The sequence below is a fragment of the Streptomyces sp. NPDC050416 genome (genome assembly GCF_044458845.1).
In the GTDB taxonomy this organism is placed as follows: Bacteria; Actinomycetota; Actinomycetes; order Streptomycetales; family Streptomycetaceae; genus Streptomyces.
Window position 1 is genome coordinate 35,869 of the sequence record NZ_JBITII010000022.1, and the last position, 14,948, is coordinate 50,816.

Here is a 14,948-nt window from a genome sequence, read left to right on the forward strand (position 1 = left end):
GCCCTGACCCGCCTGCCCCCGCCTGGCGCCGTCTCGACGCCTACATCGCCGGCCGCACCACCGTCGCGGGGATCATGACCACGCCCCTGGCTCGCGGCGCCACCACCCTGGCCGTCCGGCTCCCCCGCCAGGCCCGCGAGCACGTCCGCCTGTGAACGGCTCCGCCGCTGTCACACCTCACAGATCGGCGGCGTCCACCACGTCGCCCAGGTCGACGAACTTGAAGCCGGTCGCGGTGCGCGTGCCGCCCTCGCCGTCGGGGACGTCGGGAGTCTCGTGGCCGTCCTGGACGACCAGCAGGCCGCTGGGGTAGCGGCTGCCGAGCGGGGCGTTCAGGACGGCGGCGCCGTCGCACTCCTGCGCCCCGTCGAGCGTCGCCGAGGCCGCTCCGACGCGGAAGCCGCCTTCGTACTCGTTGTCCTCGCTCACCTCGCGGTCGTACAGGGCGAAGGTGTCGTCGCCCTGGCTGGAGGCGAGCAGGTAGCCGTCGCCGTCGGACTCCTGCAACAGGGTCAGGCCCTCGACGTCGGCGGACAGCCGGTCACCGCCGTAACCGGGGTCGGCGCCCGCCGAGCACTCCTCGGTCTCCTCGTCGTAGACGCCGGGCACGCCGTACTCGCGGACCTTGTCCACCAGGACCGGCTTGCCGGTGAGGTCGGCGCGGATCCGCCAGATGCCGATGTCCTCCTGGCCGGCGTAGAGCGTGCCCGTGGCGGGGTCCACGACCATGCCCTCGACCTGCGGGAGCTCGCCGGGCTCGGCGCAGGGGGACCAGGTGGTGCCGTTCGGGAGGCGGAAGGAGGCGGGCAGGTCGAGCGTGCGGACGTGCCGGTAGGTGACGGTCCCACTCGCGGTGGGCTTCAGTTCGACCAGCGCGAGGCGGGTCCGCTCCCGCCGGCTGACCAGGGCGTAGGAACGCCCGGTGGACTTGTCCTGCCAGGTGGCGAGGCCGTAGGCGGTGCGCTGGTCGTTGATCTCGGCCTGGCCGGTGGAGAAGACCGGGGCGGTCGCCGGGTCGGTGATGTCGGTCAGCGGGCCGCCGGGCTTCGACGGGTCGATGCGGTAGATCCGCAGCCGGTCGTTGCCGCGGTCGCTGACCACGGCGACGTCGGCCCGGCCGGTGGAGGTGCGCAGACCCGTGACGAGGTCGACGTTGTTGTACCGGCCGGGGGCGTCGTCCTCGGCGGGCGGACGGGGCGCGGGCAGCGACTGCACCAGGCGGGCGTCCAGGTCGTACACCCGCAGGCCGCCTTCTTTGGCGGTGGCGATGACGAGGCTGCGGTCGGGGTCGGCCGCATTGCGCCAGATCGCCGGGTCGTCCGCGTCGGAGTTGCCGCCCGCCTCGTCGTCGTGGAGGGCGGGGGTCTCGCCGACGGGGGTGACCGTGGGCAGTCCCCCGTCGTCGGCCCCGGCCGGGGCGGGGGTCAGGAGGGCGAGCACGGCGGTGCCCAGGACGAGGGCGGCGGTTCTGCGGTGCGTTCTCACAACCACTTCCTTGGTCGATGTCGAGGACATGCCGATCGTGCGGGGAGAACTTTGCGCGCAGGAGACTGTGATCTGTACACGTGCTCACAGGAAAGGCGATTGCCCGCCAACTGCCGTTCAGCTCACGCCGTACCCTGACGCCATGCGCATGCGCCCCACTCTGAGCTGGACGCCCACCGAGGACCTGCCGCCGGGCAGCACGGATCCGGAGCCGGTCGCGGATGCGCTGAGCACCGGCGGTGTGCTGGTGCTCAGCGGCGCGGGCATCTCCACGGAGTCGGGCATTCCCGACTATCGGGGCGAGGGCGGGAGCCTCAGTCGGCACACGCCGATGACCTACCAGGACTTCACCGGCAGCGCCCGGGCCCGGCGCCGGTACTGGGCGCGCAGTCATCTCGGCTGGCGCACTTTCGGCCGCGCCCGCCCCAACGCCGGGCACCGGGCCGTGGCGGCTTTCGGGCTGCACGGCCTGCTCTCGGGGGTCATCACGCAGAACGTCGACGGCCTGCACCAGGCCGCCGGCAGCGAGGACGTGGTGGAACTCCACGGAAGCCTGGCCCGGGTCGTCTGCCTGTCCTGTGGCGCCTTCAGCCCGCGCCGGGAACTCGCCGAGCGGCTGGAGGAGGCCAATCCGGACTTCGCGCCCGTGGCCGCCGGAATCAACCCGGACGGTGACGCCGACCTCACCGACGCGCAGGTCGCGGACTTCCGCGTGATGCCCTGCGCGAGCTGCGGCGGCATCCTCAAACCGGACGTGGTGTTCTTCGGTGAGAACGTTCCGCCCCGACGGGTGGAGCACTGCCGCGAACTGGTCCGTGAGTCGGCCTGCCTGCTGGTCCTCGGCTCCTCACTGACGGTGATGTCCGGGCTCCGCTTCGTCCGCCAGGCGGCTCAGGACGGGAAGCCGGTGCTGATCGTCAACCGGGAGCCGACCAGGGGCGACCGGCACGCCTTCACCCGGGTCGCGCTCCCGCTGGGAGCGGCACTCACCACCGTGGCGGAGCGGCTGGGCATCACCGTCGACTCACAGGCGACGGCGCCAAGGTGACAGCAGCCGTCCGATCCCGCCCCGCGAAGCGCATGGCGATGAACGCCCCGAGGTACAGGGCGGCGACGACCAGGAGCAGTGCCTGATAGCCCGTCACCAGGGCGAGGTACTCGATGGCGCCCCCGGTCATCGCGCCGAGCAGGTTCGCGCCGAACGCGGAGGTCGGGTCCGGGGCGAGGGCGAGGCGGTCCGAGAAGATGAGGTTGGCGCAGAAGATCGGGGTGAAGGCCAGGGCGATGGCGGCGGCGAGCCGGGCGGCGAAGGGCAGGGACAGCACCGCGTCCACGGGGACGAGCCAGACCACCGCGAGGGAGCCGAAGAGCAGCAGTTGCAGCAGCAGTTGGTTGACCTTCCGCAGCCTGCGCCGGACCTCCACGGCCGCGAGGACGGCGACCAGGACGCCGAAGAAGACGAGGGCGTTGACCAGCCAGGTCGTGCCGAAGTAGAGGGCGAAGCCGATCACGTTCTTCGTTTCGAGCAGCAGGAAGGCCGCGCCGAGCAGGAACATGTCGGTGTAGCGGAGCGCGCTGCGGATGCGGACCCCGGTCAGGCGCACCGACAGGAGCGTCACCAGCAGGATCGCGCCCAACGCTCCGAGGTAGAGCGTGGGGATGCTCCGGTGCAGCAGGTAGGGGAAGGGGTGGTCGTCGCTCGCGGCCGCCGGGACCGCGCCGCTGGGCTGCCAGGTCTTCGCGCAGGACTGGTCGGCGGGGGTCATCCCGGCCACCAGCACGGCCGCGTTCCTCTTGAACGTCGTCATGCAGGGGGCGTGACCGTAGACGTCGTCGAGGCTCCCCGCGAAGCGGTCGACCAGCCAGCTCTCGCGGTAGTAGTTGTACATGGCGAACGCGCCGTCCGGCGCCAGGTGATCGCGTGCGGCCTCGAAGGCCTGCCGGGTGAACAGGTAGCTCTCCAGGCGCAGGTTGCTCGCACCGGCGACCAGCGTGAGCGAGTCGGGCAGGGCCAGGACGATCAGGTCGTACTTCGTGTTCGTCCGCTCCAGGAAGGCGCGCCCGTCGTCGATGTGCACGTGCACTCTCGGGTCGTCGTAGGGCCTCGCGGGGTGCAGGTCCGAGCCGATCTCCTGGAGCCGGGGATCGATCTCGACCGCGTCCACGCGCTGGGCCCCGTACGCGAGTGCGACCGCGACGTCGTTGCCGTTTCCGGCGCCGATGATCAGCACGCGCTTGTGCGGGTTGCGGGGTGTCTGGTCGTACGCCTGGCGGTAGGGCGAGTCCTTCCGCATGAGCACCTCCAGCGGGGCGGTGCTCTGGTGGGGAACGCCGTTGGCGGAGATGTACCAGGTCCGGGTGGTGGTCGGCGAGGGTTCGAGTTCGATCTTGTAGTAGGGCGACCAGGAGATGCCGCTCGTCGTCGTCTCCAGGAACAGGGCGGCGACCATCGCGGTGAGGGGAATGCCGTACATCAGCGTGTTGCGCCGCCCTCCGAGGACCAGCAGGGCCACGGCGGCGAGTACGCCCCACACGACCGACGGAGCGCGCAGCCAGGACAGCACGGCGAAGGACAGGGAGCCGGTGATGCTGCCGAGCAGGTCGTAGCGGTAGGCGTCGAGCGAGGGAAGCAGGCGGAAGAGATCCGCCGTGATCTTTCCGATGCCCGCCATGATCACCGCGGTCAGCAGGAAGATGGCCGGCAGCGTCACCCACTCGGGAAGGCCGGTGGTCTTCACGGCGGTGAAGTAGAGGACCTCGCTGCTGTTCTGGCGCACCTGCACCGGGTATTCGCGCACCAGAACGACCAGCAGCGCGAGCGGAACGGGTGTCCAGCGCTTGAGCCACTGTCCGCGCTCGGCGGGGATCAGGAAGCCGATGCCGATCCCGAGGAACGATCCCAGCAGGATGAAGTTCGAGAAGTAGCTCAGGTGGACGACGTTGGCGCCCGCCCATCTGATCAGGGCCAGCTCGACGAAGAGCATGGTGGTGCTGGCCAGTACGAGCCTCCAGCGCACCGATCGCACTGTTTGCCCTGACTCGGTCCGCTTCATGGTCATTTACGGTGCCATCCCTGGTGCGCCGAGTCGAGGTGCCGTGCCGGGCCGCCGTGTGTCAGTCCGCGCGCACCCGCCGGGTGCGCCAGCATGGCAACGGTCGCGGAGAACAGCCACGGCAGCCTTTGTGCCACGGGCACCAGCGCTGCGCGCAGCGGGGGCTTCCGCGTGGCGCCGAGGAGTGCGTGCGTCAGCCAGCGGTAGCGCCGGGTGAGCCGCCGCCACTCCCGCTCGTAGGCCGCGACGTCACCGCTGGTGATGGCCCGCACCGCGGCGGGTGCCTGCGCGAGGGCCAGCGCGATGCCCTCGCCGGTGAGCGCGTCGACGTACCCGGCGGCGTCGCCCACGAGGAGGACCCGGCCGGCGGTGCGCGCGCTCGCGACCTGGCGCAGCGGGCCTGCTCCCCGTACCGGTCCGGCGACGGGGGCCCCGGTCAGCCGCTCCCGCAACTCGGGGAAGGCGGCGAGGTGCTCGTCGAACGGCCGGCGGACGGTGGTGAGCACCGCGACGCCCACGAGGCCGCCGGCCACGGGGGTCACGTAGGCCTCCGCCTCGCGGGCCCAGTGCACCTCGACGTGGTCGCTCCAGGGGGCGAGCGCGTAGTGGCGCCGCAGCCCGTGCCGCGGAGGGGAGCGGCGCGGCCGGTTCAGCCCGAGGGCGCGGCGGATCGGCGAGTGCAGGCCGTCGGCGGCTACGAGGTGGCCGGCGCGGATGCCGTCGACCATCACCCCGTCCTCGTCCTGCTCGACGTGCCGCGCGGTGCGCTGGTCGACGCGTACGCCCGCTGCCAGCACCGCCTCGCGCAGCAGCGCGTGCAGCGTCGTACGGCGCACTCCGCGTCCCGTGCCCGCTCCGAAGCCGGCGTCGACCCGGCAGGGTCCGGCGACGTAGCGGATGCCCCGCAGGTCGTGCCCCGGGGGGTGCACGCCCAGTGCGCTCAACGCGGCGACGGCGCCCGGCATCAGGCCCTCGCCGCACGCCTTGTCGACGACGCCGGCCCGCTGCTCCCAGACGGTGACGCCGAGCCCCGCGCGGGCCGCGTGCAAGGCCGTGGCCAGGCCGGCGGGTCCCCCGCCGACGACGAGCAGATCCATGCGCGCCTCCTCAGGCCAGCCGTGTCAGGGCGGCGTCCTCGGCGCGGACGCGGGTGGCGAGCAGGAGCCCGTTGAGGGCGGTGAAGACGACCGCCGTGATCCAGGCCGAGTGCACGAGGGGAAGCGCGAGCCCTTCGACGGCGACGGCGAGGTAGTTGGGGTGCGGGATCCAGCGGTACGGTCCGCCGGTCACGCGCGCGGCGCCGGGTACGACGATCACCCGGGTGTTCCACTGTCGGCCCAGTGTGGCGATGCACCACCAGCGCAGCCCCTGCGCGAGCGCGACGAGGGCGAGCATCGACCAGGCCAGGACCGGTACGACGTCCGGCCGGCGCAGCCACACCTCCGCGAGCGCGCCGACGAGCAGGCCGGTGTGCAGCACGACCATGAACGGATAGTGCCCCCGCCCGGACTCCACGCCGCCCCGGGCGAGGCTCCGGGCGGCGTTGCGGTGGGAGACAGCCAGCTCGGCGACCCGCTCCAGGCCGACGGCCAGCACCAGGAGGGTGAACCAGGCCTCGCTGCTCACTGTCCACCACCCGGGGCGCGCAGGAGGACGAGTTCGGAGCAGAACCCCGGGCCCATGGCGAGCATGAGGCCGTAGGAGCCGGGCGATGGCGGTCGGTCGGCGAGCGTGTCCGCAAGGACGTGCAGCACCGAGGCGGAGGACAGATTGCCGATCCGGCGCAGCGACTCCCAGGTCACGCCCAGCGCGTCCCGCTCGACGCCGAGGGCGTCCTGCAACGCCTCGAGGACCTTGGGGCCGCCGGGGTGCGCGACGTACCAGTCGAGGTCGCGGCCGGTCAGCCCGTGGTCGGCGAGGAAGCCGCGGACGTCCTCGCCGACGTGCCGGCGCACCAGGTCGGGGACCGCGGAGTCGAGGACGACTCTGAATCCGCCGGATCCGACGTCCCAGCCCATCATGCGTTCCGAGTCGGGGTAGAGGCGGCTGCGCGAGGCGAGTACGTCGGGAGCGGCGGGGTCGTCGTTCTGGGCGAGAGGGTGCTCGTGCCCGACGGCGACCACGGCGGCGGCGCCGTCCCCGAACAGGCCGCTCGCCACGGCGTTGGCGACCGAGGTGTCGTCGCGCTGGAGCGTGAGCGAGCACAACTCGACCGACATCAGCACCGCGACGGCGTCGGGGCGCCCGCGCAGCAGGTCGTTGAGGCGGGCGATGCCCGCCGCGCCGGCGACGCAGCCGAGGCCGACGAGGGGCAGCCGCACCACGTCGGGGCGCAGTCCGATCTCCGCCGCGACGCGAGCCTCCAGGGAGGGCACGGCGAGGCCGGTCACCGTGCAGGAGACGATGTAGTCGACGTCGGCCGGCGTGAGGCCGACGCTCTTGAGCGCGTCGACCACCGCACGGCCGCCGAGTTCCACACCGGCCCGGATGAAGACGTCGTTCGACTGCCCGAAGTCCTCGATCCGGCCGTACTCCTCCAGCGGCAGCACGGTGTGCCGGGTCTCGACGCACACGTTGCGGTGAAGCCGCTCGACGACGCCGCGATCGACCGTCTGCCCGACCAGGGTGGTGGTGAAGGACTCGGTGATCTTCTCCTGCCGGTGACAGTGCTCGGGCAGGGTGCCGCGGACGCTGAGGACGCGCATGGTCATGCTGGCTCCTGGGACGGGACGGTGGGGCGCGGGGAGCACCCGGCCGAGGCCGGGCGCGAGGTCAACCGTGACGGTGAGCGCAAGGGCTGGGGCGGGAGAGCCGGGGCGGTCGTGGCGCGGGGCGGGCCGGTGCCGGCCGGAGCGGTGTCCGTCGGTGCCATCAGGCGACCGTCAGCAGCACGACGTCGAGCAGGGCGATGGTCACCGCGGCCCGGAAGGGGGTGCGCCCGCTGCCGAACCAGGTGAGCCCCGCGAGGATGGTGACCAGTGCCGGGGCCGTCCACGCCCACGCCGGAGGGGATCCGGCGGGGCCGGTGACGGCGAGCACCGAGGCGGCGGTGAGCAGCGCGGCGGCCAGGGCGCGCGAGGGGCGTTCGCCGATCCGGTGCGGCAGGCCGCGGACCCCGGTCGCCTCGTCGTCGGCCAGGTCGGGCAGCACGTTGAGCAGATGCGCGCCGACGCCGAGCGCGGCGCCGGCCGCAGTCATCCACCAGGGCGCCCAGTGAGGGGGCGAGGCGGCGAGGGTGACGACCGAGGGCAGCATCCCGAAGCCGCAGGAGTACGGCACCCATGACCAGGGGGTCGCCTTGAGACCGAAGTTGTAGGCGTGGCCCGCGCCGGTGGCGAGGACGACGCTGACCAGGGCGCTGCGCCAGCCGACGAGCGCCGACAGGACGAGGGAGGCGACAGCGGCCACGACGAGGGCGCGTGCCACCCAGCGGACCGGGAGAGAACCGACGGCCAGCGGCTTGTCGGTGCGGCCCACGGCGCGATCACGCGACAGGTCGAACAGGTCGTTGCCCCAGCCGATCGTGAGCTGGCCGGTGAACACCGCTGCGGTGACGGCGGCGGCGTCCATCGGGCGCAGGCCGCCGCGAAGCGCCAGCAGGCCCGTGCCGGCGGTGACGGCCAGAGCGGGCCCGCCGTGGGCGGCGGCGAGCAGCGCGAGCGCGCGCGGCGGTCCGGGGCGGGCGGGAGCGGTGCCGGCGGTCACGGGCATCGCCCCGCCGCGTCCGGCGCCCGATGGATCGCATCGCCGAGGGCGCGGGACACCGAGCGTGGACGCAGCACGGCCCCTTCGCTGCGCCCCTCCCCCGCTCTGTTTCCGGTCGCCCAGGACCACGGCCCGTCGTCACCGGTGATCACGTTGCGCATGCAGGATCGGTCCCACGTTGCCCACCCGCTCACACGGGGTGGTCCGGCATCCGGTGGAACGGACATGTCCGGACGGAGAGCCGGTGCGGAGTGACGCCGCCCCCGCGCGTGCTCAGGTCAGGGTTTCCCCAACCCGGTGCAGGTAGCTGAAGTCGTGGTCCCGGCGGGCCCTGCTGAGCGGGCGGATCTCGCGGGTGGCCACGTTCAGCGCGTAGCCGCCCACCGCTCCGAGCACCCAGGTCAGGCCAGGCTGCACCACGCCTCCGGCAGCGGCCGCGAGGGCCAGGGTCACCATGACGGACCGCTCGACCCATGCCATCCGGCTGCTCCTGGCGGCGGCCCGGTAGTCGGCGACGGACTCCTCGATCTCCCGGCGCAACTGGGCCAGGACGTCGGCGGGGTGCTCGTCGTCGCGGCGGAGGTCCCCGAGCATGCGGTGCAGAGCCCGCATCAGGCGGTTCCGCTCGTCGGCGTATCTCTCGCGGAAGGCGACGACGTCGGCGATCGGGGTGCCGGGGACGGGCAGGGGCAGGAGCTTGCCGAGCTCCAGTTCCCAGGCGGGCAGCCGGTCCTCGCCGGCGGGACGCAGGGCCCACGCGTGCGCGTCCACGCGGTCGGTACAGGGAACGTACGAGACCCGACGGCCGGCGGCGATCTCGCGGGCCAGGGTGCCGATGACCAGTTGCTGGACTTCCTGCGGGACGACGAGGCTCCAGTAGTCCCCCTGGTACGGCCGGGCCAGGCGAAGTGAGAGGAGTTCCCGCTCCAGCCAATGACTCATCTTCGAACCGTAGAGGTACGCGTCCGGGAAGGACAGCTGGTGGCGGTTCGGGGGGACGGCCATCCTGCGCAGCTCCTGCAGCAGAACGCGGGAAGCCTGGCCGCGGTCACGGCGCCAGTCAGGGTCGTCCAGTTCCTCCATATCGCCCAGCTCGAAGGTGACGGGCGTGTACAGGCGCCGCTCCTGGAGCTCGTGCAGTTCCGCGGGCACGGCGACGTCGTATTCCCGGCGGTCCTGCGGCACGATGGACGCGATGCCGTCCCAATACAGCAGCGCCTGGTGCAGGATCTCCGTCGGCGGCTTCACGAGCGGGTAGTACAGCAGGACCGCCACGGCGCCTCCTCGTACGCGAACTCACCGCCCGATGGCGGCACAGCGTCCCGAACATAGCGTGGCTCTGCGTGGCGGCGGTGTCGAAGGGCTAACTGCGGCGAAGTGCGGCCTCGATGTCGGCGAGTTGGGCGGCGAGGATCTCCTCGAACGCGGCGCTGCGGTCCGCACCGAGGGGGCGGACCTCGCGGGCGAAGTGGGCCAGGGCGGGGAAGCGTTCCGGGTCGGCGCCGAGTACCGCGACGCGGAACAGCTCCATGCCCTGTTCGTGCTCCTCGGGGGTGATGGTGCTGACGCCGGCCTCGGAGGCGATCAAGGCCGCGATGAGGACGGCGAGCCGGTGGTAGCGCGCCGGGATCTCCTCGTCGGGCAGGCCGGAAGCGCGCAGGGCTTGCAGCACCTCTTCCATGACCAGCCGGGAACCGGCACCGCTTGACGCGTAGCGTCCCCAGACCGCGGCGAGCTGGGGCTGCCGGCCGAACGCCTCCCGCACGCGCAGGGCCAGGGCGGTGATGCGCTGCTTCCAGTCGCCCTCGGCGCGGTAGCCGTCCGAGGTCCTCCCGCCGCGCCGGGTCCACCCGTACCAGCACGGTGATGTGGTCTCGGCAGGAGAGAAACCGCGCGGAGCGTTCCCGCCAGATCCAATCCAGGTCGACCTGGTTGGGTCGCTGTGCCGGTTCGGGGAGTTCTGCCGCGGCCAGCACGCGCGACAGCCGGTAGGTGCGGTCCGCGCCGGACCTCGTGGCCAGCAGGTAGACCCGGTCGCATACGGTCACCAGGCCGATCGGGTCCACCGTGCGCCACTGAGCACTGTGCATCGTGAAGTTGCTGGTCAGGGGTCTGGTGTGGGCGGGGGCCGGAGTGCTCGTCCTGATCGTGGGCGGATGACTTCGGCGTAGATCATCCGTCACCGGGAGACTTCGCGGTTTGTCAGCACCAGCAGGGCCCGCACCAGGGCGGTCGCCCACTTCCGGTCGCTGCGGATCTTGCCGACCACCCGCCAGTTCCTGAGGTGGGCGAAGCCGTGCTCGACCGGTGCTCGGACAGCGGCGAGGGCCTTGTTCGACGGTTTCTGACCGCGGGTCAATGGGCGGTTCCGGGCGGCCTTGTAACCGGTGATCACGGCCGGGTCGGCGTCGGGGGCGCTGTCGTCGAGACCGACGACTCCGGCGAACCCGTGCACAGTGAGGGTCGACTTGGCGCCGGTAACGACGCCAGCGAGCGCGGGGCCCGCGTACGCGAGGCGATCCAGGGCAGCTGCCCACGGTGCGATTCGGGCCGGTCGGCGATGTGGACGACCTCGCGCTCGGCGTAAAGCGCTGTTGCTTTCGGTAGCCGCCGAAGCGTCCGAGAACCTGAATGGACGGTCGTTTCGTCTCGCTGATCGTGAAAGGGATGGCAGACCTCGACGAGGCAGAACTCGTGCGTCGCGTCGCCGGTGGTGACCGGGCAGCGTTCGACGAGTTGTATCGGCGTACTTCGCCCTGGTTGGCGGTGCGGCTCCGCCGCCGCTGCGCCGACGACGACGTCGTCGCCGACGTGCTCCAGGAGACTTATCTGGCGGTCTGGCGTGCGGCCGGCAGCTATGCGGGCTCCGTGACCGAGGGCAGTGCGGTCGGCTGGCTCTGGGCGATCGCCGCGAACCGTCTCGTCGACGCGTTCCGCCGACGTGCCCGGCAGGAGCGGGTGCCGACGGTTGCCCTGCTCGATACGACCGCGCCAGCCGCCGAGGACGAGGTGATGGCGAACCGCGTCGACCAGAACTTCGAACAGGCGCTGCTGCGGCTGCCACCGGAGTTGCGACAGGTGCTGCAGGCGATGGTGCTCGACGACCTGTCGGTCCGTCAGACGGCGGTGCTGCTCGGTATGCCGGAGGGCACGGTGAAAACCCGCGCGCGGCGGGCTCGGATCGCGTTGCGGAAGGCGCTCTCATGACTCATCCCACCACCACGATCCTGGCCCGCTACGCGGACGGCGGGCACGGACTCGACGACGCCGCGCTCTGGTCGATCGAGGTCCATCTCGACGCGTGCGCCCACTGCCGTGAGTCACTGGCCGCCAAGGCCACCCCGGCCACGACGGATCTGCTCGACCGTGTCGCCGTCTCGCTCGGCCAGGCGATCGAAGCGAGCCCGTCGCCGACCCGGCGATGCACACCGGCAGCGGCCGTGCACCGACGCTGGCTCGCGTGGACGCTGCTGCCCTGGCTCACCGTGACCGTCGCGGTGCTGGGCTGTGGCGTACTCCTGGACTCCGCCGAGCCGAGCCTTCCATCGCTCGTGCTGCTGCTGGCCCCGGTGGCTCCGCTGCCCGGCGTCGCGGTGGCCTGGAGCCGGCGGATCGACCCCGCCTGGGAACTCATCGCCACCACACCGGCAGCCGGCCTGGCCATGGTGCTGCGGCGGACGCTCGCGGTGCTCGTCGTCGTGCTTCCGGCATTGCTGGTGGCGGGTGTGAGCACCGGAACCTCGCTGGCCCTCACCCTGCTGCCGTGCCTGGCGTTCACGGGCGCCACCCTCGTGCTCGGCGCCCTCATCGGCGTACGGCGCGCGGCGATCGGACTCGCGGTGGTCTGGTCCGCGGCAGTCCTGCTGCCGAGTGTGGCGGCCCAGTCCCTGTCCCCGGTACTTCAGCCGGGCAGCACCGCCGACTGGGTGGTGGCCACCGTGGCCCTTGCCGCGATCACACCGCTCGCCGCCACGCATTTCCGCCGCCTGACCAGTGGCAACTGACCCCCCATCAACAGGATCGACAGGAGAGACCCATGCGAGCGGTGCGTGCTGCCGAAACGGCTCCCACCCTTCATCCCTGGCTCGTCCACGCAAAAGAACTGCGTGTCCGGGCCGGCCGGCACCTGGCCGTCGACGGACTCGACTTGACGCTGACTGCCGGCGTTCACGGTGTGCTCGGCCCGAACGGCGCCGGCAAGACCACGCTGATGCGCGCGCTGTCCACCGTCGTCAAGCCCGCCAGCGGCTCATTGACGCTGCTCGGCGCGCAGGTGGACGGCCGTGCCGACCTGCGGGAGGGGCGTCGCAAACTGGGGTATCTGCCGCAGCAGTTCGGCTTCTACCCGCGGTTCACCGTCCGCGAGTTCGTCGCGTACATGGCCTGGCTCAAGGAAATGCCCAAAACCGCGATACCCGACGCCGTACAACGCGCGATCGACCGGGTGGGTCTCACCACCAAGGCCGACGCCACGATGAAGACGCTGTCCGGCGGCATGCTGCGCCGGGCCGGCATCGCCCAGTCCATCGTGAACGACCCCGAACTGCTACTGCTCGACGAGCCCACCGTCGGCCTCGACCCCGAACAACGTCTCGACTTCCGCGACCTGCTGCGTGACCTCGGCGCCGACAGCTGTGTGCTGGTCTCCACCCACCTCGTCGAGGACGTCGTCGCTGCCTGCACCGACGTCATCCTCATGAACGAAGGCCGAGTCCTCTTCCAGGGCACCCCCGACGACCTGATCGCCCGCGGTGGGCAGGGCGACGCGGGCGACAGCCCTGCGGAGCGCGGCTACTCCGCACTCCTGCGCCGGCACCGGAGCAACGTATGAACCGCATCCTCGGCATCGAGCTCCGGCGCTCGGCCGCCCTTGGCGCCGCGCTCCTGATCGCCGTCGCCGGCACGATCGTCCTCCACGCCACCGCGGGGCGATGGTCCACGGGGTGGATGGCGCTGGCCATGACGCAGCGCGAATACCTCGCGGTTCTCTCGCCCCTTGCGATGGCCGCCGGCGCCTGGCAGTCCTATCGCGAGCACCGGGCGAACATCGCCGAACTGCTCGCCGCCGTGCCCCGCCCGAGACCGCAGCGCGTGGTGCCGATCCTGGCCACGACGGCCCTGGCGGTGCTCGTCGCCTACCTGGTCACGCTCCTCGCGGCGGCACCACGGATCGCCGACACGGCGCGCTACCTGCCGCCGGCCGCGTTTTTCGTCGTGGCCGTCGGGCTGGTCGCGATGATCGCCTCGGTCTGGCTCGGGTTGGCCGTCGGACGCCTGGTGCCGGCGCTCGCCACCGCACCCGCGCTGGCCGTGATCGGCTTCGCGCTAATGATCCTCGCGCCCCACGCCCTTCCGGACGGCGGATTCACGGCGGCGTTCTCCCCGGCCATGGGGGTGAGCATGTTCAGCGACTACGACACCGTCGACGGCGGAGTCAGCGCCGCCCAGGCACTCTGGACGGCCGCGGTCGCGGTGGCCGGCGTCGTGCTCTTCGCCGTCCAGAACCGTAAGTTCGCGTTCGCCGCGCTGCTGCCGCTGGCCATCGGGGCCACGGCCACGGCCCTGGTGGTGCCGACCGGCGATGCCTACGACCAAGGGACGCTCGATCCGGTCGCACAGGAACTGGTGTGCACCGACGACACCCCGCGGGTCTGCGTCAGCCGGGCACACGAAGGGTTGCTGCCCGAGGTAACCCCCAAGGCCCGGCACGCATTGGAACTCCTGACGAAAACATCAATCGTCGAGGCACATGAGGACACCTCCACGTTCTCTCCTCCTACGTCACCGAGGCCGCGGGCCGACACCGCGCTGATGAGTATCACGGTCGACAAGCACGGTCACCTCGCCCACCCGGGACGGCTCGAACCGACGATGCTCACCGGAGTGTTCACCAGCCCTCTCAGATGCGGAGACAACCGGAACTTCACGGTCGCCACCGCTGCGGCCTACTGGCTGCTCGACCGGGAGCCGACCGCCGGTCCCGATGGCCTCGAATTCGATGACCCGGACGCCGTCAAGCTCTGGAAGGGACTGCAGGCACTGCCGCGAGCCGAGGCCGAAGCCCGGGTTATCGCCGTCTATCAGGCCGCCCGGAAGTGCCAGGACACCACCGGCCTCCTGAGCGGAGGCGCCCGATGACAGGACTGACGCTCTACGTCCGCTCACGCCAGGTGCCGGCGGCTCTCGGCGCGGCCGGCGCGGGCACCGCCATCGCGTGGCTGCTGGCGACGGCCTTCAGCGTCAAGGGCGAGGTGAGCAGCACCGTACTCGCCCTGACGGTCCTGCTCCTGGTAGCCGTCGCCACCACCACGCTCTCAGGCCCCGACGACACCCTGGACGGCACGGCGGCGAGGCCGTGGGGATGGCTGCGGATGTCCCACCTGGCCACGGCCCTGGGATGCGTACTCATGTTGCTGCTGGCCACAGTGCTCACCGGCACGCGGTTCGGGCCGTTCGGATGTGTCGTCCGCGACGCGTCCGGCCTGCTGGGCCTGACCGCCCTGGGGACGGCCACGGTCGGCACCGCTCACTCGTGGTTCCTGCCTCTCGGGTGGACGCTCGGCGCGGCGGCGTTCCCGGGCATGGGCACCGCGGGGGAAGCGCTGACCTGGCAGACACAGGCCTCCGACAGCCGACCCGCGGCCGTGGTCGCAGCGGTACTCACCGTCGCCGGAACCGCCGCCTACGTCAGCCGAGGCCCACGTA

14 protein-coding genes and 2 pseudogenes are annotated in these 14,948 nt (G+C 72.0%); 6 read left to right on the forward strand and 10 right to left on the reverse strand.

Features of this window, described 5'->3' with window-relative positions; translation table 11 throughout:
- Positions 1 to 177 precede the first annotated feature (177 nt).
- Entirely contained in the window at positions 178 to 1,515 is a 1,338-nt protein-coding gene (locus tag ACIBL4_RS39440; RefSeq protein WP_399416665.1) for a phytase, read from the reverse strand.
- Positions 1,516 to 1,627: 112 nt separating this feature from the next.
- Between ACIBL4_RS39440 and ACIBL4_RS39445 the strand changes: the two genes are divergently transcribed.
- Entirely contained in the window at positions 1,628 to 2,533 is a 906-nt protein-coding gene (locus tag ACIBL4_RS39445) for an NAD-dependent protein deacetylase (RefSeq protein ID WP_399416666.1), read from the forward strand.
- On the opposite strand, the gene ACIBL4_RS39450 is transcribed toward ACIBL4_RS39445, so the two are convergent.
- The 9 genes and pseudogenes from ACIBL4_RS39450 to ACIBL4_RS39490 all read right to left on the reverse strand — a co-directional run bounded on the left by ACIBL4_RS39450 (position 2,499) and on the right by ACIBL4_RS39490 (position 10,698).
- A complete protein-coding gene (locus ACIBL4_RS39450) occupies positions 2,499 to 4,502 on the reverse strand; it encodes a spermidine synthase (protein ID WP_399416667.1) in 2,004 nt (667 codons plus the stop codon). The two genes, ACIBL4_RS39445 and ACIBL4_RS39450, sit on opposite strands and share 35 nt — an antisense overlap.
- Before the next feature lie 38 nt (positions 4,503 to 4,540).
- A complete protein-coding gene (locus ACIBL4_RS39455; RefSeq protein WP_399416668.1) occupies positions 4,541 to 5,635 on the reverse strand; it encodes an NAD(P)/FAD-dependent oxidoreductase in 1,095 nt (364 codons plus the stop codon).
- Positions 5,636 to 5,645: 10 nt separating this feature from the next.
- Entirely contained in the window at positions 5,646 to 6,164 is a 519-nt protein-coding gene (locus tag ACIBL4_RS39460; RefSeq protein ID WP_399416669.1) for an isoprenylcysteine carboxyl methyltransferase family protein, read from the reverse strand.
- Positions 6,161 to 7,249 (reverse strand): type III polyketide synthase, encoded by a 1,089-nt coding sequence (locus tag ACIBL4_RS39465; protein WP_399416670.1) that lies wholly within the window; start codon positions 7,247 to 7,249, stop codon positions 6,161 to 6,163. Before ACIBL4_RS39465 ends, ACIBL4_RS39460 begins: the two co-directional genes overlap by 4 nt.
- A gap of 160 nt (positions 7,250 to 7,409) precedes the next feature.
- Positions 7,410 to 8,249, reverse strand: a complete 840-nt coding sequence (locus tag ACIBL4_RS39470; protein WP_399416671.1) for a UbiA family prenyltransferase — start codon at positions 8,247 to 8,249, stop codon at positions 7,410 to 7,412.
- Between the two features lie 267 nt (positions 8,250 to 8,516).
- Entirely contained in the window at positions 8,517 to 9,518 is a 1,002-nt protein-coding gene (locus ACIBL4_RS39475) for a hypothetical protein (protein ID WP_399416672.1), read from the reverse strand.
- Between the two features lie 88 nt (positions 9,519 to 9,606).
- Positions 9,607 to 10,065, reverse strand: a pseudogene (locus tag ACIBL4_RS39480) (TetR/AcrR family transcriptional regulator C-terminal domain-containing protein); the annotation flags it as partial.
- A gap of 1 nt (position 10,066) precedes the next feature.
- A pseudogene (locus ACIBL4_RS39485) lies at positions 10,067 to 10,336 on the reverse strand (WYL domain-containing protein); the annotation flags it as partial.
- Positions 10,337 to 10,422: 86 nt separating this feature from the next.
- Entirely contained in the window at positions 10,423 to 10,698 is a 276-nt protein-coding gene (locus ACIBL4_RS39490; RefSeq protein ID WP_399416673.1) for a transposase family protein, read from the reverse strand.
- Between the two features lie 212 nt (positions 10,699 to 10,910).
- Between ACIBL4_RS39490 and ACIBL4_RS39495 the strand changes: the two genes are divergently transcribed.
- From ACIBL4_RS39495 to ACIBL4_RS39515, 5 genes are all read left to right on the forward strand, one after another.
- The gene (locus tag ACIBL4_RS39495; protein WP_356098770.1) at positions 10,911 to 11,450 is read left to right on the forward strand and encodes an RNA polymerase sigma factor; all 540 of its coding nucleotides are present in this window, start codon (positions 10,911 to 10,913) and stop codon (positions 11,448 to 11,450) included.
- Positions 11,447 to 12,247, forward strand: a complete 801-nt coding sequence (locus ACIBL4_RS39500; protein WP_399416674.1) for a hypothetical protein — start codon at positions 11,447 to 11,449, stop codon at positions 12,245 to 12,247. Before ACIBL4_RS39495 ends, ACIBL4_RS39500 begins: the two co-directional genes overlap by 4 nt.
- Positions 12,248 to 12,279: 32 nt before the next feature.
- Positions 12,280 to 13,074 (forward strand): ABC transporter ATP-binding protein, encoded by a 795-nt coding sequence (locus ACIBL4_RS39505; protein ID WP_399416675.1) that lies wholly within the window; start codon positions 12,280 to 12,282, stop codon positions 13,072 to 13,074.
- The gene (locus ACIBL4_RS39510; RefSeq protein WP_399416676.1) at positions 13,071 to 14,381 is read left to right on the forward strand and encodes a hypothetical protein; all 1,311 of its coding nucleotides are present in this window, start codon (positions 13,071 to 13,073) and stop codon (positions 14,379 to 14,381) included. The genes ACIBL4_RS39505 and ACIBL4_RS39510 overlap by 4 nt, the downstream gene beginning before the upstream one ends.
- The coding region (locus ACIBL4_RS39515; RefSeq protein WP_399416678.1) for a hypothetical protein at positions 14,378 to 14,948 on the forward strand (571 nt) is incomplete at its 3' end. The genes ACIBL4_RS39510 and ACIBL4_RS39515, both read left to right, overlap by 4 nt.

Coding starts and splice junctions, on each gene's coding strand:
- ACIBL4_RS39505 (WP_399416675.1), top strand. CDS start 12,280: ATGCGAGCGGTGCGTGCTGCCGAAACGGCTCCCACCCTTCATCCCTGG.
- ACIBL4_RS39445 (WP_399416666.1), top strand. CDS start 1,628: ATGCGCATGCGCCCCACTCTGAGCTGGACGCCCACCGAGGACCTGCCG.
- ACIBL4_RS39455 (WP_399416668.1), bottom strand. CDS start 5,635: ATGGATCTGCTCGTCGTCGGCGGGGGACCCGCCGGCCTGGCCACGGCC.
- ACIBL4_RS39500 (WP_399416674.1), top strand. CDS start 11,447: ATGACTCATCCCACCACCACGATCCTGGCCCGCTACGCGGACGGCGGG.
- ACIBL4_RS39495 (WP_356098770.1), top strand. CDS start 10,911: ATGGCAGACCTCGACGAGGCAGAACTCGTGCGTCGCGTCGCCGGTGGT.
- ACIBL4_RS39510 (WP_399416676.1), top strand. CDS start 13,071: ATGAACCGCATCCTCGGCATCGAGCTCCGGCGCTCGGCCGCCCTTGGC.
- ACIBL4_RS39470 (WP_399416671.1), bottom strand. CDS start 8,249: ATGCCCGTGACCGCCGGCACCGCTCCCGCCCGCCCCGGACCGCCGCGC.
- ACIBL4_RS39465 (WP_399416670.1), bottom strand. CDS start 7,249: ATGACCATGCGCGTCCTCAGCGTCCGCGGCACCCTGCCCGAGCACTGT.
- ACIBL4_RS39440 (WP_399416665.1), bottom strand. CDS start 1,515: ATGTCCTCGACATCGACCAAGGAAGTGGTTGTGAGAACGCACCGCAGA.